Source organism: Novosphingobium sp. ZW T3_23, from assembly GCF_044987305.1.
In the GTDB taxonomy this organism is placed as follows: Bacteria; Pseudomonadota; Alphaproteobacteria; order Sphingomonadales; family Sphingomonadaceae; genus Novosphingobium.
In genome coordinates, this window is sequence record NZ_JBJDRF010000048.1 from 21,663 (window position 1) to 39,601 (window position 17,939).

Consider the following 17,939-nt stretch of genomic DNA (forward strand, 5'->3'; position numbering starts at 1 on the left):
TCAGGCCTTGCGTTCGGCGGCGCGCGCCTTGTCCTGCGCATCCTTCTCGGCCTGGGCCTTCAGCTGCGGGTGGCGGCTGTAGAGGAATTGCTGCTGCGCGATGGTCAGGATGTTCGAGGTGATCCAGTAGACCAGCAGGCCCGAAGCGAAGGGCGCCATGATGAACATCATGAACCACGGCATCAGGGCGAAGACCTGCTGCTGGGCCGGGTCCATCTGGGCCGGGTTCAGCTTGAACTGGAAGTACATCGTCACGCCGAGCAGGAGCGCCAGCACGCCGATCGCCAGGAAGCTGGGCGGATCGAAGGGCAGGAGCCCGAACAGGTTCAGAATGTGCAGCGGATCGGGCGCGGAAAGATCGCGGATCCAGAGCACGAAGGGCTGGTGGCGCATCTCGATCGCCAGCATCAGCACCTTGTAGAGCGCGAAGAACACCGGGATCTGCAGGAACATGGGCAGGCAGCCAGCAAGCGGGTTTACCTTCTCCTGCTTGTACAGCGCCATGATCTCAAGCTGCTGCTTCTGCTTGTCGTCCTTGTAGCGCTCCTGAAGCGCCTTCATCTTCGGCTGGATCGCACGCATCGCGGCCATCGAGGCGAACTGGCGCTGGGCGATGGGGAACATGATGCCGCGCACGATCACGGTCAGCAGGATGATGGCGACGCCGAAGTTGCCGACCAGGCTGAACAGCTTGGTGAGCAGCCAGAAGATCGGCTTCTCGAACCAGCGGAACCAGCCCCAGTCGATGGCGAGGCCGAAATTGGCGATGCCCTGCGCTTCATAGGCGTCGAGCACCTTGTGCTCCTTGGCGCCGGCGAACAGCTTGGTCTGGCGGGTAAGCGCCTGGCCCGGCTGGATCACGGCCTTGTCGTAGACCAGGTCGGCGCGGAAGATGCCGTTGCCCTGCGAGCGGAAGGTGCCCTGGGCCTTGGCATTGACCGGCACGACCGCCGACATCCAGTAGACGTCGGTGAAGCCGATCCAGTCGGCATTGCCCGGCTGCGGCGAAGTGCCGTCCTTGGCCAGGGCTTCGTACTTGGGGCCGAACGTGACCGAACCGTCGAAAGCACCGATACCGCCGGTGCGAAGCGTCCAGGCATAGGCGGCGGCGGTGCGGTCGGTGCGGTTGACCAGCGCGAAGGGCTGGACCGCCACGGCGCCGGTGCCACGGTTCTGGATCTGCTGGTCGGCGGTGATCAGGTAGTTGTCGTCCACCTTGAGGGTGATCGAGAAGAGCTGGCCCTGGCCGTTGTCCCAGGTCAGCACGACCGGGGTGGAAGGCGTAAGCTTGGCGCCCTGCGGCGCGGTCCACACGGTCTGGGCGGTCGGCGCGGCGATGCCTTCGCCCACCCAGCCGAACTGGGCGTAGTGCTGCGCCGGCGTGCCCGAGGGCGAGAACATGCGAACCGGGCCGGAGTCCTTCTCCACCGTTTCGCGGTGACGGTTCAGCACGAGATCGTCGAGCAGCGCGCCGGTCAGGTTGATCGAGCCGGAGACGCCGGGTGCCTCGATCGGCAAGCGGCCGGGAGCGGCAAGCGCGGTCTTGAGATCCTTCTGCTCCAGCGCCAGGTCGGCGGCATCACGCAGGCCGCCCTCGCGGGTGGGCTTGCCCGCCGAAGCCGGCGCGGTCTGTTCGACCGGTTGCGGCTTGTTGGCCTGGGGGTAGAAATACCCGACCCCGGCTTCCCAGCCGAAGAGCACGAGCGCGGTCAGGAGGACCGCCAGGATTATGTTGCGCTGCTTATCCACGAAGGCTTTTTCCTGTCGTATTCGCGTCAGTGGCAGCGACTTGGCTGCCCTCATTTTCGTTCAATCGGGAACCGGGTCGTAGCCGTGCCCACCCCAAGGTTGGCAGCGCAATATACGCTTGAACGCCAGCCAGCCACCCTTAATCGCACCATGCTTGCGGACCGCCAGGATGGCGTACTGCGAGCAGGATGGCGCATAGCGGCAGGTCGGCGGCATGATCCGCGAAGGCCCAAGCTGCCAGGCCCGCGCCACGACGATCAGCATGAGCCCCGGCAGCGAGATCAACAAGGCCAGGGCCTTCTTCACGACACGACCTGCTTCACGGCCTTGCCGCTTTCGGTGCGCCGCTTCCGCCAGGACCGCCTTTGCCGCCGGGCCCACGCTTGCGCCCGCGATGGCTGCGCGGCGGATCGCCCTTGCCGGCCTGGGCGCGACCGAGCGCGGCCAGCAACTCATCGCGCAACAAGGCAAAATCGCGCTCGACGCCGTTCTCACGGCCGATCAGGACATGATCGGTGTCGGCAAGGCCATGTTCCGGCAGCATCTCGCGCAGCAGCGCCCGAAAGCGCCGCTTCATGCGGTTGCGCACCACGGCATTGCCGATCTTCTTGGTGACGGTAATGCCGACGCGCATGCCCTGCCCGCCGTTCGCCTTGGCAAGCAGCACGAAACCCGGCCGCGCGACTCGCAGGCCGGCATTGGCCGCAACGAAGTCGGCCCGTTTCGTCATCGTGGAGTAGGGGCTGATGGTCATCGCGTCAGAGATAGGATCGGCCGATCAGACTGCAATCAGGGCAGGTCCGGGAACGGCAGCATCTCAAACGGCTGCGGCCCGTGCCGCCACCCGAAGCCCCGAGATACGGGAACTCGGATGGCGGCACGGGCCGCCTGCCGCGTTCCGGCCCTGAGCTTGAAAGCTCGGGCCGAAAAGACTTAGGCCGAAAGCTTCGAACGGCCGCGGGCGCGGCGCGCACGAAGCACCTTGCGGCCACCGACAGTCGCCGTACGGGCGCGGAAGCCGTGACGGCGGGCGCGAACAAGGCGGCTGGGCTGGAAAGTGCGCTTCATGACGGTCCTCGAAATTCAAATGCGGCCCCGAAAGGCCCGAACAAAAAGGGCCGCCCAAGAAGGTCGACCGCAAAACAGAAGCGCGCCGTTACTGGACCGGCGCGAGTGAGTCAAGGCAAAGCCACATTCCGACGCTCGCCAAAGACGGGAATTCGGCCCATTCGAACGTGCGCTCGATCGGGCTGCTCCAGCCATGCCGGCATATACCTCCAATGCCCATCGCGATACACCCGACCGCGACAGCCAGATTCCTGCCAGCCGTGCTAGCCTTGCCGCAAAGTGCCGTATTTCGGCGGCGGATGCGAAGGTACGATGACCAAGGAAGACGGTATCGGCGTACTGGTGGGATGGTCCTCGCGCGACCTTGGGCCCAACATCATGCTGGAACTCCAGACCTTCGGGAAGGACGGCTGGGACGCGGGGGACGAGCCCGAAGACTTGCGCCTTTTTCTTACCCGTAGCCAGGCGGCCGTTCTGGCGAATCACCTGTTGCAGGTCAGCGGCGCCCAACGACCGAGGCAGCGCCGCAACTGGCTGCGCGCGCTGTTCCCGTAATCCATGAGCATAAGTGATCATGCTAGGGCTTCGTCGTTGCCGCTTCGGATTTTCGGCGGATTGCGGATACGCAGGGTCAGTCGCTGACCGCCTTGAAGCAGGGGTCGCTCGACCATGAGATGGGTAACGCCACCGATCAGGCAGGCCAGGAGAACAACGGGCGGCACCAGCCAGTATTGCGGAAGCCGCGCCACCGCATCATCCCTCAAGGCCAAGGCGTAGCCCATCAGGACGAAGAAGTGGGTCAGGTAGAGAGAGTAGGACGCATTGCCGAGGCTCACAAACCATCGCGCGATGGGAATGTGGGTCGGCGGCAGAAGGAGAAGGCCTGCGACGATCGCCAGCCCCGCCGTTCCCCAGGTCGCGACTCGGGCAAGTCCATCAAGGCCATGCGTGTTGTCATGCGGAACGAACATCGGCGCGACATGCATCAGCACCAGTCCGAAGAGAGCCAGGGTGGCGGCTGATCTGGCCCCGAGCCGTGTCTTGATGGCGGGATAGACCCAGGCCAAGGTCATTCCCATCAGGAACTCAAGGGGAATCGGGTCGCTCAGGAAGCGTTGCACCGCACTTTCCGGCAGGGCCTGCGCCAGCAGCAGCAGCAGAACGATGCCTCCGCCCGTCGCCAGCGTGGTCACTTTCCGGGATCGCGTGGTCAGGCAGGCCGCGAAGACGAGGTAGAAGTAGACCTCGTAGACGAGCGTCCAGGCCACGCCGATGATGGGATGCCCCCCGGGACCAGAGCAAGTCCGGTAACGATGTCCACCGCCGACAGAACGCGCGCGTGGAAGAACCCCAAACCCATCAGGGAAAGCATCGTCAGGCAGGCCATCCAGTAAAGCGGATAGATTCGGACGGCGCGCCGCCAAAGGAAGCCGACGGGCGAGGGGCCCGGCCTGTTTGGGGTGCGGTCCTGACGGAAGCTGGTATGCACCATGATGAAGCCGCTGATGACGAAGAAGACGTCCACTCCGGCGGCGCCTGCCGTGGTCAGCCAGTCGGGACTGAAGGATCCGGGCACCCCGTTGGACGTTTCGAGCGCGTGGTGCACCGTAACCGCCAGGGCCGCCAGGCCCCTGGCGACCTGAATTCCGGGCAATGCCCCCGACGAAGCGCCGCGCGCCTCGGGCGCTCCCGCCACTCTGCCCCCCATCTCCATCCCGACGACCCGCAATTCGGCGCCGGCCCCCTGCCCGCGCGACCTGCGGATCATGTCGCGACCGGTCGCCACCGATCAAACTGAAGAACGTCCGTTATCGTTGCAACGCTGTGAGGCGGGTGGAACCTCGGGTCCAGGCCTTGTCCAGCCTGACCCAACGCGCCATTTCCTCGGCCCCGAACCAGCGGGCCGATTCGAAGGGAATCGCGTTGGTCATCGCGTAAAAGGCCCGAGCTTCGCCGGATTCCATGCCCATCTGCTGGTAGTAATCCAGATAGCGGCGGTTTTCCGGGGCATTCGGCGCATAGTCCCGGGGCGTACGGCCACTATCGTCAAGCCAGGCGTGGACCGCGAACTCGGAACCGGGGTCCGCAAAGCGCAGCCGCCCTGCTAGGAAAAGCTCGACCGCACCGGACCGCACCGAGCCGCCAGCGGGCACATGGGTCGTGATCCCCCTAGCGTGGATCATCCGCCCCAAGCGCAAGTTGGCAAGATCGTCCTCTGTGCCGGGACACTCAATCATCTCGAGTTCGGATATATTCGGATAGGCGCGCAACAGCGCGGCGAATTGCTCCGGGCTTCGCGAATCGGTGGCATCGACAAGCGCGGCTCGCTTGCCATCCAATACGCGGAAGGGACCGTAGGCCGCGATGCCACGGGGGATGGGTGCCGGAGCGGACTGCCAGAAATCGGTGCGGGTCTGCATGCCCTGACGGGCTTCAGCCCATTCGTCATGCTGCCATGAAACCGCTCGTTCCACGTTGCCGGCATCGGCCATCGCGCGTTCGGAAGGGCCACCATCGGCTTCCATGACCCATTCGTACGAGATCCCGCCTTCGTCTGCCAAAGCAGGCAGAGCGACCAACGAAATCGCCACAGCGGAAATCAAGGAAAGCGAGCGCATGTCCACAAGATGCGATCCATCTGCTTACTCAAGTCGATAGAGCTAAGGTTAAAACATTTTAACCAGATGGACAAACGTCAATACTTAGATAAAGATTGGTTATACAACGAGATTAACAAAAACCGGCAAAAGCCTTAAGGAATATTTACCAGTGGTCGCTCTCGTTTCCACCGTTGCCTACATGGGGCTGGAAGCGCGGGCAGTCGAAGTTCAGTGCCAGGTGGCACCCGGAATGCCGGGGTTCACACTGGTTGGCCTGCCAGACAAAGCCGTCGGTGAAAGCCGCCAGCGCGTAAGCGCGGCGCTGACCGCGATGGGTCTGGCGTTGCCGCCCAAGCGCATAACCATAAACCTTTCTCCGGCCGATCTGCCTAAGGAAGGGTCGCACTACGACCTGCCCATCGCGCTAGCCCTGCTGGCCGCGATGGGCATCATCGATGCCGAGCAACTGGCGGACTTCGTTGCCGTGGGCGAGCTGGCTCTGGACGGCCGGGTCATTCCCTCACCCGGGGTTCTGCTCGCGGCACTCCACGCCAGCGAGCGTGAACTGGGGCTGATCTGCCCCGTGGCGCAAGGCAGCGAGGCCCGTTGGGCCAGCGGCATTTCCGTGATCGCAACGCCGAACCTCATCAGTTTGCTCAATCACCTCAAGGGCACGCAGATTCTGCCGCCGCCCGCCCTGGGGCGCGCCGAATCGCCGCCGCGCGGGCCCGACCTGAAGCAGGTGAAGGGCCAGGAAGTCGCTCGTCGTGCCCTGGAAATCGCCGCCGCCGGATCGCACAACCTGCTGATGAGCGGGCCGCCGGGCGCTGGAAAGTCGCTGCTGGCCTCGTGCCTGCCGGGTATCCTGCCCGAATTGACCGCGGGCGAAGCGCTGGAAGTCTCGATGATCGCATCGGTCGCGGGATCCCTCGAAGAAGGCCGGATCAGCCGCGCCCGCCCCTTCCGCGCACCGCATCATTCCGCATCGATGGCGGCCCTGACCGGAGGGGGCCTCAAGGTTAGACCCGGCGAAGTCTCGATGGCCCATCTCGGCGTCCTGTTCCTCGACGAACTGCCGGAATTTCAGCGGGCGGTCCTCGATTCGTTGCGGCAGCCGCTGGAGACCGGCGAAGTCACCGTCGCGCGGGCCAATGCCCATGTCACCTACCCGGCGCGCGTCCAGCTGATCGCCGCGATGAACCCCTGCCGCTGCGGCTATCTTGGCGACCCGACGCTGGCCTGTTCGCGCGTTCCCAAATGCGCCGCCGACTATCAAGGCAAGGTTTCCGGCCCGCTGCTCGATCGTATCGACCTGCATGTCGAGGTCGATCCGGTGCGCGCGGTCGATCTCGCGCTGCCGCCGCCCAAGGAAGGGAGCGCCGAAGTCGCCGCGCGCGTCGCCCGCGCCCGCGAGATCCAGACGCTCAGGCTGGAAGGCACCGGCAGGCGCACCAATGCCGAGCTGGACGGCGATCTCCTCGAAACCCACGCTACGCCTGACGAGCCGGGCCGGGCGTTGCTGATGCAGGCCGCCGAAACCATGCGCCTTTCCGCGCGAGGCTATACGCGCATCCTCAGGACCAGTCGCACCATAGCCGACCTGGCGGGGGCCGAACGGATCTCTCGCATCCATGTCGCGGAAGCCCTGAGTTACAGGCGGCGCCCGCCGACGGGCTAGGCCGATCAGGACGATAGCCAATCGCGCTCCATGCCCTTAGGTCCGCTCAACAACGATTGCAGCAGCGGAAGGAAAAACCATGAACCTGGCGGACATTCTCGCCCCGACATACCTCCAGATGTTGCAGGCCTTGTCCGGCTGGCTGGAAAAGGCGGCAGCTTCGGATCTCGGTGAAGAGGAAGCAGCGCTTACCGGTGCCCGCCTCGCCCCGGACATGTTTCCGCTTTCCACCCAGATCCGCTTCGCATGCGTGCAAGCCCAGGAGGGGATGTCGCGGGTGCGGGGCGTGCCACTTCCAACATCGGTAGGCGTGCTGCTTGACGAGGGGCGCAATGCAGGTGAGCATCCAGGCTCCATAGCCGATGCGCGGACAAGGATTGCCGAGACGATCGCCTTCGTCGAAACGGCGGCGGCGGATGTACGGCAGATCGCCCCCTCCGCCCCGCTCGCTCATGAGCTGCCGCAAGGGATGGTGTTCGACCTTACGGCGGAACAGTACGTTCGGGACTGGGCCTTGCCGCAGTTCTACTTTCATCTGATGACCGCTTACGCCATCCTCCGCGCTCAGGGCGTCGATCTTGGGAAGGCCGACTACGTGGCGCACATATTCGCCTATCTGCGGCCCGGAACGCTACCCGCGCAGTGATCGTCACCCGCCCACTCCGAGCCGGACAGGCCAGCGCGGCGGCCCAGCCCAACGACCCAGCCCAACTGGCGATTATCGGCTTGTCACAAGGTGCCCATACGGGCACCGCCCTCGCATGACCGCGCCGACCGACCGCACCGCGCTTCTTGCCGGCCTCTCCATCGTCATCGCCCAGGCTTCGATCAATCTGGGCGCTGCTTTCGCCAAGAGCCTGTTTCCTCTCGTGGGGCCCGAAGGCGTCGCGGCCTTGCGCACGACGATCTCGGCCCTGATCCTGCTTGCCATTGCCAGGCCCTGGGCGCGACCCTGGAGAGGGCGGGCAATGCGGGGAGGCGCGATAACCGGACGCCAATGGCGCTGGCTGCTGCTCTACGGGCTCGTGCTGGGCGGCATGAACCTGATGATCTATTGGGCCTTTCGCCGCATCCCGATCGGCATCGGCGTGGCCATCGAGATATGCGGACCGCTCGGCGTGGTGCTGGCGACGTCGCGCTCGCTGCGCGATTTCCTCTGGCTCGTTCTGGCGCTCGGCGGGCTTGCCCTGCTGATCCCGTGGCCGGGACGCGCAGCACCGCTCGACCTTGCCGGAATCGGTTTCGCCCTGGGCGCGGCGGCGTGCTGGGCACTCTATATTCTCTGCGGCAAGCGCGCAGGCGAAGTCGGCAGCACGACCGCCGTGGCGATCGGGATGACCGTGGCCTGCATCGTCACCGTGCCGTTCGGACTCGCCGCTGCCCCGGCGAGCCTGCCGCTTCACGCGCTGGGCCTCGGGCTGGTCGTCGCGATCCTGTCGAGCGCCCTGCCCTATATGCTGGAGATGCGGGCGATGGGGCAGCTTTCCAGCCGGATCGTCGGCCTGCTCAGCAGCATGGCGCCGGCGTTGGGCGCTATCGTCGGATTCCTGGTGCTGGATGAACGGCTGACCGGACTGCAATGGCTGGCGGTTGCCATGATGATCGTGGCGAGCGCCGGGTGCTCGCTGGGCGCGAAACCGCCGGTAGCCAGGGCCCGTGACGACGTGATGGCCTGAAAAACCGTTTGAAAATTCGAGGCCTGCTCAATCCTCGATATCGAGCTGCCGCAGCACTTCCGCGACCACGCGGGGGTCGCTGGCGAACCCCAGGTGCGAGCAGCGGATCGGCACGGCCCGGTCCCGCTCATGAGGCCATCCGCAGGCCGAACGCGGATGAATCACACCGTCGCGCGGGCTCCACAGCGCAACGGTGGGCACCGGCGGCTTCTCGGCGAAGTCGCACTCGATCGGGGGCGCATCCACCGAGTGCCCCGTCACCACCTGATAGGCCCGCCAGGCGTTATTGGCGCGCGGGTCTCCGGAAAACGGCGTGCCCATCGTGATCACCTTGCGGACGCTGGCGGGTTGCCGCCGCGCGATTTCCCTCGCGAACAGACCGCCCAGGCTCCAGCCGACCAGCGTGACGGGCGCGCGATGCCGCCGCGCCAGCGCGCCCACGCGGCGCATCAGGAATTCGAAATTGTGCGGATTGGGGCCGAAGTTGAAGCCCAGCCCCCATTCGTGGACTTCGTGCCCGGCCTGGGCGAGCGCCTCCGCCATGGGCCTCATCCGGTTAGGGTGCGCGCCGAAGCCCGGGAGCAACATCACCGGCTGGGGATGCAGCGCGGCCTTGATGCCGAGCAGCTTCTTGCCGCCCCGCCGCAGCGACGCCAGCTCGGCGAAGAACAGCCGCAGCGACGGCTTGCGGACACCCTCGGGATGAGGCTCGCGCGCCAGCGCTGCGCGGCGCACGATGGCGCTGCGCATCATGTCCAGCTGACGCGGGGACTGACCGTTCACTTTTCCGTCTCAACTCCATTACGGCCCAGGCTCCGCGAAAACGGAACCCTACCCCTGACAATCCCCGATGCGCCGGGTCTTCACATGCATCGTCATCTTCATCTGTCCGGCAGCCGGCGATCCACCGATCGACCCTCCGCTCATGTCCATCTTCACGGTGATGTCCGAGGCATCCTCGGCCACCATGCCGTCCAGCGTCAGGACGGCCTTGCCGCCTTCCTTCGACGAACATTCCATTTGGGCATCCAGCTTCCCGCCATCAACATCGAAGCGTGAATAGGTACATTCGCGGCCCTGCCCCACGTCATGGAACATATCGCGATAGCCCTTTTCGGCTTCGGCGGAAGTCAGGCAGAAATCGCTGACCTGAGACTTCTGAAGCGTCGACTTCATCTGGTCCGCCAAATCCTGCGGCAGTCCTGGAACGTCGATCTGCTTCACTTCGCTGGTCTGCGTGTACCGGCCGGGCCGTGGCTTGTCGAGCTTGGCGGCTTCTTGTCGTATTTCCGCCTGGGACTTGCTTTCGCCAGCCACGGGCTCTTTCGCATCGTCCTTCGCGCCGCAACCGGCCAACAGGATCGCGGGGGCCATTGCGGCCAGGATCACGTATCGCTTCATTTAGCCGCCTTCCTTCGCACTCGTCCCGTCAGGACGTATCATCGACACCATCCGCCCGCCAGCGAGTCGCGCGTGGCGAAAGGATGGCGCCTTCCTCATTGCGGGCGCGAGACACATACCCCATATGTTCTCCCATGGCAGAACTGATCATTCGCCGGGGCCTTGAGGAACCGGACACTTCGGGCACGTTCGTCCCTCACAAGCCGCAGCGGCCCGACAAGTCGATGCCGGGCAGGCCGTTCAAGGTCGTATCGGAATACGAACCGAACGGCGACCAGCCGACCGCGATCGCCGACCTCGTCTCCACGGCCGAGGAAGGCGAGAAGACGCAGGTGCTGCTGGGCGTCACCGGCTCCGGCAAGACCTTCACCATGGCCAAGGTGATCGAGGAACTGCAGCGCCCCGCGCTGATCCTGGCGCCGAACAAGATCCTGGCCGCCCAGCTCTATGCCGAGATGAAGGACTTCTTCCCGGAGAACGCGGTCGAATACTTCGTCTCCTACTACGACTATTACCAGCCCGAAGCCTACGTCGCCCGGTCGGACACCTACATCGAGAAGGAAAGCTCGGTGAACGAGGCGATCGACCGCATGCGCCATTCGGCCACGCGCGCGCTGCTGGAGCGCGACGACGTGATCATCGTCGCCTCGGTCTCGTGCCTCTACGGCATCGGCTCGGTCGAAACCTATTCGGCCATGATCTTCGACCTGAAGGCCGGCGAATCGCAGGATCAGCGCGAGATCATCCGCAAGCTCGTCGCACTTCAATACAAGCGAAACGATGCCGCCTTCACGCGCGGCACCTTCCGCGTGCGCGGAGACAACCTCGAACTGTTCCCGTCTCACCTTGAGGACACGGCCTGGCGCATCTCGTTCTTCGGGGACGAGATCGAGGAGATCGCCGAGTTCGATCCGCTCACCGGCAAGAAGGGCGCGGTGCTGGAAAAGGTGCGGGTCTATGCGAACTCGCACTACGTCACGCCGGGGCCGACGATGAAGCAGGCCAGTGAGGCGATCCGCTTCGAACTGACCGAGCGGCTGAAGGAACTGGAAACCGAAGGCCGCCTGCTGGAAGCGCAGCGGCTGGAGCAGCGCACCAATTTCGACCTGGAGATGATCGCCGCCACCGGAAGCTGCGCGGGGATCGAGAACTATTCGCGCTTCCTCACCGGCCGCCTGCCGGGCGAGCCGCCACCGACTTTGTTCGAATACCTGCCGGACAATGCGCTGCTGTTCGTGGACGAAAGCCACCAGACCGTGCCCCAGATCGGCGCCATGTCGAAGGGCGACCACCGCCGCAAGATCACCCTGGCCGAATACGGCTTCCGCCTGCCGAGTTGCATCGACAACCGCCCGCTGCGCTTCAACGAGTGGGATGCAATGCGCCCTCAGACGATCGCTGTCTCGGCCACGCCCGGCCACTGGGAGATGGACGAATCGGGCGGCGTCTTTGCCGAACAGGTGATCCGCCCGACCGGCCTGATCGATCCGCCGGTGGAAATCCGCCCGGTCGAGGATCAGGTGCAGGACTGCATCGTCGAGTGCAAGGCGGTGGCCGAGAAGGGTTATCGCACGCTCGTCACCACCCTCACCAAGCGCATGGCCGAGGACTTGACCGAATTCATGCACGAGGCCGGCGTGCGGGTGCGCTACATGCACAGCGACGTCGAGACGCTGGAGCGCATCGAACTGATCCGCGATCTTCGCATGGGCGTTTACGACGTGCTGGTAGGCATCAACCTGCTGCGCGAGGGCCTGGACATTCCCGAGTGCGGGCTTGTCTGCATCCTCGATGCCGACAAGGAAGGCTTCCTGCGCAGCGAAACCTCACTGATCCAGACCATCGGCCGCGCCGCGCGCAATGTCGACGGCCGCGTGATCCTCTACGCCGATCGCATGACCGGATCGATGGAGCGCGCCATAGCCGAAACCGACCGGCGCCGCGCCCGGCAGGAAGAATACAACGCCGAGCACGGCATCACCCCGCAGACCATCAAGCGCCGCATCGCCGACATCGTCGCAGATACAGCCAGCCGCGACGGCGTGCTGATCGACATCGACGCCGAGGGCGAGAACAACCTCGTCGGCCACAATCTGCGGGCCTACATCGAGGAACTCGAACAGAAGATGCGCAATGCCGCCGCCGATCTCGAATTCGAGGAAGCCGGCCGCCTGCGCGACGAGATCAGGAAGCTGGAAGCCAGCGAACTCGGCATTCCCGACGAGCACAAGAAAGCGCCGATCGTCGGCCGCAGCAACGAGGGCAAGCCGGGCACGCGCAAGACGCGATATGGGAAAGTGCAGCGGAAATTTGGTCGGTAATGGTAATAATGAAGGTTGACACGTATCTTCATGCCATCTTAGTCGAACTTTGAACAAAACCCTACATTTATACGTCGCTCGCCGCATTATTTTCAACCATTTTGCTGAGCATATCAGTCTAATTGGAGGGATTTACGCTTTCCCGTTTGAAAAATATTGCCTCTAACCCTCCAAGACTAATGAATTTAGTCGATGATCAGGTTTTGGAGGCAACAGGGTGACTACGAAAAAATTTCGGAAGTTAATCGAATTATTTGGATTTGAGCACATTTCCACAAAAGGATCTCATCAGATCTGGAAACACCCAAGACTACCCCACCCCTTACCCATCCAAATCGATGCTCCCAGCATAAAGAAATATCAGGTCACACAGATTCTTGAGCTTGCCGACGACCATAACTTGTATTTGAGCTAATCATGCCGCCGCATTACCACATCAACCTGTTCTGGTCGGCTAAAGACGCGTGCTGGATCGCGGAGGTTCCTGATCTCAAGCCCTGCTCCGCGCATGGCGATAGCAGCGACCAGGCGCTCGCGAATATCAACGACGCCATAGAAGGCTGGCTGGAAGTGGCAGCGGGGACGGAGATGCCGATACCTGAGGCACGATATCGCCCCAATATTTGCGCCGCTGCCTGACCATTTTCGACGGATGTTAACGCCGACATATCGTCAAAAGAACCAGCTTCTCCGAAAAGAACGCACACGCTAAACAGAAAATGCCCGAGGCCTGCCGTAGCCGCCTCGGGCAAGTGTTCAGGACGGCTTGTCGCCGATCCCTCGGGTCGCGGGTCTGTTGTGGACTGGTTTGGAGGCGCGAACATACCACGTTCATGGTAATGGATCGCAAGTTTCGTTTGATAACAGAACTTGTGAAGCACGCTCCGGAGCTTCATGATTGCTGTCGTGGGCAGCACCGGATACGAAGCACGCATCAGCGAATTGGCGGGTCTTTTCTCGCGCGCACCGTTTGACGACGACGGATGGGACCGCGCGCTCAAGGCCCTGGCCAGCCACACCGGCTCGGCCCGTGCGCAACTGCTGGCCCTGGCGGACCGCCATGCGGCGTTCAACTGGATTACCGATTCGAACCCTGACGACCTCGCCGAATTCAGCGACATCGGCGGCTACAGGCCGGAGGTTAACTATCGGGTGGCGGCCACGCGCGCGCCGTTCGAACTCTCGTGGGAAGTACATTACGCGGCGGCCCGTGCCGTTTCCACGCATGAGGCCTATCTGGACTATGTGCGCAGGCACGATGCCGAATTCGGCGTCCAGATGGTCCTGAGCCAGCGCCCCGGCGTGCTGTTCGGCCTTGCCGCGCTGCATGGCGATAACGAAGGCCCCACTACCGAGGTCCAGCGCGAGGTGTTTCGCCGGATCGGCCCGAGTGTGCTCGAAGCGATACGCCTCCAGGATACGATCGAACACCAGGGCGCCGCGCTGCTGAGCGGCTCGCTCGAATCGATGAGCACCGCGGCGATCCTGCTCGACGCCGTGGGCAAGGTCTGCGGCATGACATCCGCCGCACAGGCCCTGCTTGGCCCCGGAACCCTTCAGGTCCGGGCGGGCGTACTCCGTGCACGGCGGCCGGATATAGAGCAGGCGCTGCAACGCCGGATCGGCGATGCGCTGGCCGGAAGCGCCGGAGGGCCCGCCGATATCTGGCTCCGCAACGGCGACGGCCTGCTCCTCCTCGACATCCGCACGCTTCCGCGTCAGGATTGGTCCTTCGGATACGCCCCGCGCGTTATCGTCACCTTGCGCACGCCGCTGACGATCGATCGCCACGCGGCCGCTAGGCTGGCCGAAGCGATGGGCCTCACCCTTGCCGAAGCGGAAGTGGTGGCACTGCTGGCACAAGGGCATTCGCGCCAGGTTGTCGCGCGGCTTCGCGGCGTCAGCGTCCAGACCGTGGTCGCGCAACTGCGCACGATCTTCCAGAAATGCGGCGTCAATCGCGAGGCCGAACTGGTCGCCATCGCAAGGACAGTGATAGAGATGGTCTCTCGATAGACCGGCGGCAGCGTCATGCGTGTGCCGCAACCGTCTGGTTGGACTTTGCACTGGATTCGTCGCTCCCACAGGCCGACTGGCGCTGCAAAGGTCAGTCAGAAAGGAAGAGGTTGCCATGCGCATCGAGAGTCTTGAGCTTCGCTCAAAAGTCATGCCCGCCGAGGAGGCCGCGCGCCTGATCGAAAGCGGCACCGCCGTGGGCATGAGCGGGTTCACCGGCTCGGGCTATCCCAAGGCCGTCCCCCTCGCCCTCGCCGCGCAGATCGAAGCCGAGCATGCCGCCGGACGCGCCTTCAAGGTGCGCATGTGGACCGGCGCCTCGACCGGCCCCGAACTCGACGGCGCGCTGGCCAAGGCAGACGGCATCGAATTCCGCCTGCCCTACAATTCCGACCCCATCGCCCGCGAACGCATCAACAAGGGCGAGATGAACTATTTCGACATGCACCTTAGCCAGGTGGCGCCGATGGCCTGGCAGGGCTTCCTTGGCCCGCTGGACACGGCCGTGATCGAAATCTCGGGCATCCGCGCCGACGGCAGCCTGATCCCCTCCTCCTCGGTGGGCAACAACAAGACCTGGCTGGATCGCGCCTCCAAGGTGATCCTCGAAGTGAATTCGTGGCAGAACGAAGCGCTCGAAGGCATGCACGACATCTACTACGGCACCGCCCTGCCGCCTTCGCGCGTGCCGATCCCGCTGGTGAAGCCCGACGACCGCATCGGTGAGCCCTATCTCAAGGTCGATCCCGCCAAGGTCGTCGCCGTGGTCGAAACCGACCGGCCCGACCGCAACGCCCCGTTCAGCCCGCCGGACGAAAAGGCCAGGGCGATCGCCGGCCACATCCTGGAATTCCTGAGCCACGAAGTGAAGCTGGGCCGCCTGCCCTCGGCACTGCTGCCGATCCAGTCGGGCGTGGGCAATATCGCCAATGCCGTGCTGACCGGCCTGGTCGACGCGCCCTTCGACAGCCTGACCTCCTACACCGAAGTCATCCAGGACGGCATGCTCGACCTGCTCGATTCCGGCAAGCTGCGCATGGCTTCGGCCACCGCCTTCTCGCTCAGCCCCGAAGCCGCCGCGCGGGTCAATGCCGACATGCACCGCTACCGCGACAAGATGATCCTGCGCCCGCAGGAAATCTCGAACCACCCCGAACTGATCCGCCGGCTCGGCTGCATCGCCATGAACGGACTGATCGAGGCGGACATCTACGGCGCGGTGAATTCCACGCACGTCATGGGCTCGCGCATTCAGAACGGCATCGGCGGTTCGGGCGACTTCGCGCGCAATGCCTATATCTCGATCTTCATGACGCCTTCCACCGCCAAGGGCGGCAAGATCTCGGCCATCGTGCCGCAGGCGAGCCATGTCGATCACATCAACCAGGACGTGCAGGTGATCGTCACCGAGCAGGGCCTGGCCGATCTTCGCGGTCTCAGCCCCAAGGAGCGTGCCAAGGTCATCATCGCCAACTGCGCGCATCCGGACTATCGCCCGCTGCTGGAAGACTACTACGCCCGCGCGCTCAAGGGCTCCTACGGCTTGCAGTCGCCCTCGCTGCCCGCCGAGGCGCTGTCATGGCACCAGCGCTTCATCGAAACGGGCTCGATGCTGCCTTGAAGAATTCGGGCGGCTCCCCCCAGCCGTCCGGACGCCTGACCTGCCCTGCCTTCCGATGGACCATTCCCATGGCCCAATCCCCGGAAGGCAGGACGGGCCAGGCACCACATTTTTCCGGCTCGAACCCTTGTCGTATACTATTTCAAGGTTCTACTGATCGCCCCTGACGTCCGTTCGGACGCATCGATAAAAGGGGTCGTTCCTTCCATGCGCAAAGTTTCGTTGGCCTGCCTGGCCATGGTGCTCGCCGCCTGTTCCGTCCCGGCCTTCGCTGCCGACAAGCCTGCCGACAAGCCTGCCGACAGCGCCGAAGCGAAGAAGGACGCCGAGGGCGATGAAATTCCCCTGCTGCCCGCCCCCAAGTCGATCAAGCAGAGCGCGGTGATCGGCGGCAAGACCCTCAACTACGTGGCCACCGTCGGCGCGCTGCCGATCAAGGACGAGAAGGGCAAGACCATCGGCGAGGTGGTCTATACCGCCTATACCGTGCCCGGCGCCCCGACTTCGCGCCCCGTCACTTTCGCCTTCAACGGCGGCCCCGGCGCGGCCTCGGTCTACCTGAACCTCGGCGCCATCGGCCCGAAGCGGGTGCAGTTCGGCGCGCAGGGCGACGCCCCGTCCGACCCGGCGGTACTGCGGGACAATCCCAACTCCTGGCTGGACTTCACCGACCTCGTCTTCATCGACCCGATCGGCACCGGCTTCTCGCGCAGCCGCGTCGATGCGGAGGCAACCAAGAAGGCGTTCTACACCTCCGAGAACGACATCAAGTACCTCAGCCGCGTGGTCTATGACTGGTTGAACCAGAACGGCCGCCTCACCAGCCGCAAGTATCTGTCGGGCGAGAGCTACGGCGGCTACCGCGTGCCACGCCTGGCCTATTACCTCCAGACCCAGATGGGCGTGGGCATCTCGGGCATGACGCTCGTTTCCCCCTACCTCGACCCGCCCGCCATCGGTGAGGACGACGCGCTGTCACCGCTGCCCTGGATGATCAACCTGCCCGCCATGGTCGCCGGTCACTTCGAGCGAAAGGGCAACCTGAGCGAAGCCTCGATGGCCCCGGTCGAGCAATATATCCGCACCGAATATGTGCAGGATTTCCTCGCCGGTCCGCAGGACAAGGCCGCCACCGATCGCCTTTCGGCCAAAGTCGCCGAACTGACCGGCCTGGATCCCGCGCTGGTGCGCCGCATGGACGGCCGCGTGGACATCCCGACCTATCTGCGCGAAATCCACCGCGATCAAGGTCTCGTCGGATCGGTCTACGATTCCAACTACACCGCCTACGATCCTTTCCCGGCCAGCGCCCGCCCGCAGTACAGCGATCCGCTGCTGACCACCCTGATCGCGCCGACCACTTCGGCCATGGTCGATTTCGTCACCCGGCAGGTCGGCTGGAAGGTCGATGCGCGCTACAACGCGCTGTCCTACGAAGTGAACGAGGCCTGGACCCGCGACAATAGCGACAATCCGGTCAAGGACCTGCGCCAGGCGATCTCGATCGACCCAAAGATGACCGTGGACATCGTTCATGGCTGGGACGACCTGTCCTGTCCCTACTTCGGCTCGCGCCTGATCATGGCGCAGATGCCGCAGTTCGGCCGCCCGGACCGCGTGCGGCTGCACATGTATGAGGGCGGCCACATGTTCTATTCGCGCCCCGACAGCGGCGCGGCGCTGCGCCGCGATATCCTTGAAAGCTACCGCGCGGCGAACTGATCGATCGTCGTCGTCCCGGGCTTGACCCGGGACCGCTGGCAGTGAACGGCTCACCTCGCGCCGGGGCGCTTTACTGCCAGCTATCGC

Annotated in this window: 19 protein-coding genes; 10 read left to right on the forward strand and 9 right to left on the reverse strand. The window is 64.3% G+C overall.

The window, feature by feature from the left end:
• The 4 genes from yidC to rpmH form a co-directional block, all read right to left on the reverse strand.
• On the reverse strand, window positions 1-1,749 hold the full coding sequence (yidC, locus tag ACI3K3_RS19710) for a membrane protein insertase YidC (RefSeq protein WP_404916757.1): 1,749 nt from the start codon (window positions 1,747-1,749) through the stop codon (window positions 1-3).
• Between the two features lie 60 nt (window positions 1,750-1,809).
• Window positions 1,810-2,013, reverse strand: coding sequence for a membrane protein insertion efficiency factor YidD (gene yidD, locus ACI3K3_RS19715; RefSeq protein WP_404916788.1), 204 nt, complete (start codon window positions 2,011-2,013; stop codon window positions 1,810-1,812).
• Window positions 2,014-2,068: 55 nt separating this feature from the next.
• Entirely contained in the window at window positions 2,069-2,479 is a 411-nt protein-coding gene (rnpA, locus tag ACI3K3_RS19720) for a ribonuclease P protein component (RefSeq protein WP_404916790.1), read from the reverse strand.
• A gap of 203 nt (window positions 2,480-2,682) precedes the next feature.
• Complete coding sequence (gene rpmH / locus ACI3K3_RS19725) at window positions 2,683-2,817, reverse strand: 50S ribosomal protein L34 (RefSeq protein ID WP_086494189.1); 135 nt, start codon at window positions 2,815-2,817, stop codon at window positions 2,683-2,685.
• A gap of 312 nt (window positions 2,818-3,129) precedes the next feature.
• Between rpmH and ACI3K3_RS19730 the strand changes: the two genes are divergently transcribed.
• Window positions 3,130-3,372 carry a hypothetical protein gene (locus ACI3K3_RS19730; RefSeq protein WP_404916760.1) on the forward strand — a complete coding sequence of 81 codons (243 nt, stop codon included), beginning with the start codon at window positions 3,130-3,132 and terminating at the stop codon, window positions 3,370-3,372.
• Between the two features lie 17 nt (window positions 3,373-3,389).
• On the opposite strand, the gene ACI3K3_RS19735 is transcribed toward ACI3K3_RS19730, so the two are convergent.
• From ACI3K3_RS19735 to ACI3K3_RS19745, 3 genes are read right to left on the reverse strand one after another with little or no spacing between them, the layout of a single operon-like run.
• On the reverse strand, window positions 3,390-4,094 hold the full coding sequence (locus ACI3K3_RS19735) for an acyltransferase family protein (protein WP_404916792.1): 705 nt from the start codon (window positions 4,092-4,094) through the stop codon (window positions 3,390-3,392).
• Window positions 4,028-4,585, reverse strand: coding sequence for an acyltransferase family protein (locus ACI3K3_RS19740; protein ID WP_404916794.1), 558 nt, complete (start codon window positions 4,583-4,585; stop codon window positions 4,028-4,030). Before ACI3K3_RS19740 ends, ACI3K3_RS19735 begins: the two co-directional genes overlap by 67 nt.
• Window positions 4,586-4,625: 40 nt before the next feature.
• Window positions 4,626-5,309, reverse strand: a complete 684-nt coding sequence (locus ACI3K3_RS19745) for an alpha/beta hydrolase (RefSeq protein ID WP_404916762.1) — start codon at window positions 5,307-5,309, stop codon at window positions 4,626-4,628.
• Window positions 5,310-5,586: 277 nt separating this feature from the next.
• Between ACI3K3_RS19745 and ACI3K3_RS19750 the strand changes: the two genes are divergently transcribed.
• The 3 genes from ACI3K3_RS19750 (at window position 5,587) to ACI3K3_RS19760 (ending at window position 8,771) form a co-directional block, all read left to right on the forward strand.
• Window positions 5,587-7,095 (forward strand): YifB family Mg chelatase-like AAA ATPase, encoded by a 1,509-nt coding sequence (locus ACI3K3_RS19750; RefSeq protein ID WP_404916764.1) that lies wholly within the window; start codon window positions 5,587-5,589, stop codon window positions 7,093-7,095.
• 79 nt (window positions 7,096-7,174) lie between these two features.
• Window positions 7,175-7,741, forward strand: coding sequence for a DUF1993 family protein (locus ACI3K3_RS19755; RefSeq protein WP_404916766.1), 567 nt, complete (start codon window positions 7,175-7,177; stop codon window positions 7,739-7,741).
• A gap of 115 nt (window positions 7,742-7,856) precedes the next feature.
• Entirely contained in the window at window positions 7,857-8,771 is a 915-nt protein-coding gene (locus ACI3K3_RS19760; RefSeq protein ID WP_404916768.1) for an EamA family transporter, read from the forward strand.
• A 27-nt stretch (window positions 8,772-8,798) separates the two neighbouring features.
• On the opposite strand, the gene ACI3K3_RS19765 is transcribed toward ACI3K3_RS19760, so the two are convergent.
• A complete protein-coding gene (locus ACI3K3_RS19765; RefSeq protein WP_404916796.1) occupies window positions 8,799-9,524 on the reverse strand; it encodes an esterase/lipase family protein in 726 nt (241 codons plus the stop codon).
• Window positions 9,525-9,602: 78 nt separating this feature from the next.
• Window positions 9,603-10,172, reverse strand: coding sequence for a DUF3617 family protein (locus ACI3K3_RS19770; protein ID WP_404916770.1), 570 nt, complete (start codon window positions 10,170-10,172; stop codon window positions 9,603-9,605).
• Window positions 10,173-10,306: 134 nt separating this feature from the next.
• Between ACI3K3_RS19770 and uvrB the strand changes: the two genes are divergently transcribed.
• The 6 genes from uvrB to ACI3K3_RS19800 all read left to right on the forward strand — a co-directional run bounded on the left by uvrB (window position 10,307) and on the right by ACI3K3_RS19800 (window position 17,852).
• Window positions 10,307-12,493, forward strand: coding sequence for an excinuclease ABC subunit UvrB (gene uvrB / locus ACI3K3_RS19775; RefSeq protein ID WP_404916772.1), 2,187 nt, complete (start codon window positions 10,307-10,309; stop codon window positions 12,491-12,493).
• 217 nt (window positions 12,494-12,710) lie between these two features.
• Window positions 12,711-12,908, forward strand: a complete 198-nt coding sequence (locus tag ACI3K3_RS19780; protein ID WP_404916774.1) for a type II toxin-antitoxin system HicA family toxin — start codon at window positions 12,711-12,713, stop codon at window positions 12,906-12,908.
• Between the two features lie 2 nt (window positions 12,909-12,910).
• A complete protein-coding gene (locus ACI3K3_RS19785; protein ID WP_404916776.1) occupies window positions 12,911-13,132 on the forward strand; it encodes a type II toxin-antitoxin system HicB family antitoxin in 222 nt (73 codons plus the stop codon).
• Window positions 13,133-13,387: 255 nt separating this feature from the next.
• Window positions 13,388-14,509, forward strand: a complete 1,122-nt coding sequence (locus ACI3K3_RS19790; protein WP_404916778.1) for a helix-turn-helix transcriptional regulator — start codon at window positions 13,388-13,390, stop codon at window positions 14,507-14,509.
• Window positions 14,510-14,624: 115 nt separating this feature from the next.
• A complete protein-coding gene (locus tag ACI3K3_RS19795; RefSeq protein ID WP_404916780.1) occupies window positions 14,625-16,130 on the forward strand; it encodes an acetyl-CoA hydrolase/transferase family protein in 1,506 nt (501 codons plus the stop codon).
• A gap of 207 nt (window positions 16,131-16,337) precedes the next feature.
• On the forward strand, window positions 16,338-17,852 hold the full coding sequence (locus tag ACI3K3_RS19800) for a S10 family peptidase (RefSeq protein WP_404916782.1): 1,515 nt from the start codon (window positions 16,338-16,340) through the stop codon (window positions 17,850-17,852).
• The last annotated feature ends 87 nt before the right edge of the window (window positions 17,853-17,939 follow it).

Excerpts from the sequence above, each read along its gene's own strand:
- yidD (WP_404916788.1), bottom strand. The coding sequence starts at position 2,013 with ATGCTGATCGTCGTGGCGCGGGCCTGGCAGCTTGGGCCTTCGCGGATC.
- rnpA (WP_404916790.1), bottom strand. The coding sequence starts at position 2,479 with ATGACGAAACGGGCCGACTTCGTTGCGGCCAATGCCGGCCTGCGAGTC.
- rpmH (WP_086494189.1), bottom strand. The coding sequence starts at position 2,817 with ATGAAGCGCACTTTCCAGCCCAGCCGCCTTGTTCGCGCCCGCCGTCAC.
- ACI3K3_RS19730 (WP_404916760.1), top strand. The coding sequence starts at position 3,130 with ATGACCAAGGAAGACGGTATCGGCGTACTGGTGGGATGGTCCTCGCGC.
- ACI3K3_RS19740 (WP_404916794.1), bottom strand. The coding sequence starts at position 4,585 with ATGATCCGCAGGTCGCGCGGGCAGGGGGCCGGCGCCGAATTGCGGGTC.
- ACI3K3_RS19745 (WP_404916762.1), bottom strand. The coding sequence starts at position 5,309 with ATGGCCGATGCCGGCAACGTGGAACGAGCGGTTTCATGGCAGCATGAC.
- ACI3K3_RS19755 (WP_404916766.1), top strand. The coding sequence starts at position 7,175 with ATGAACCTGGCGGACATTCTCGCCCCGACATACCTCCAGATGTTGCAG.
- ACI3K3_RS19760 (WP_404916768.1), top strand. The coding sequence starts at position 7,857 with ATGACCGCGCCGACCGACCGCACCGCGCTTCTTGCCGGCCTCTCCATC.
- ACI3K3_RS19765 (WP_404916796.1), bottom strand. The coding sequence starts at position 9,524 with ATGATGCGCAGCGCCATCGTGCGCCGCGCAGCGCTGGCGCGCGAGCCT.
- ACI3K3_RS19770 (WP_404916770.1), bottom strand. The coding sequence starts at position 10,172 with ATGAAGCGATACGTGATCCTGGCCGCAATGGCCCCCGCGATCCTGTTG.
- uvrB (WP_404916772.1), top strand. The coding sequence starts at position 10,307 with ATGGCAGAACTGATCATTCGCCGGGGCCTTGAGGAACCGGACACTTCG.
- ACI3K3_RS19785 (WP_404916776.1), top strand. The coding sequence starts at position 12,911 with ATGCCGCCGCATTACCACATCAACCTGTTCTGGTCGGCTAAAGACGCG.
- ACI3K3_RS19790 (WP_404916778.1), top strand. The coding sequence starts at position 13,388 with ATGATTGCTGTCGTGGGCAGCACCGGATACGAAGCACGCATCAGCGAA.
- ACI3K3_RS19795 (WP_404916780.1), top strand. The coding sequence starts at position 14,625 with ATGCGCATCGAGAGTCTTGAGCTTCGCTCAAAAGTCATGCCCGCCGAG.
- ACI3K3_RS19800 (WP_404916782.1), top strand. The coding sequence starts at position 16,338 with ATGCGCAAAGTTTCGTTGGCCTGCCTGGCCATGGTGCTCGCCGCCTGT.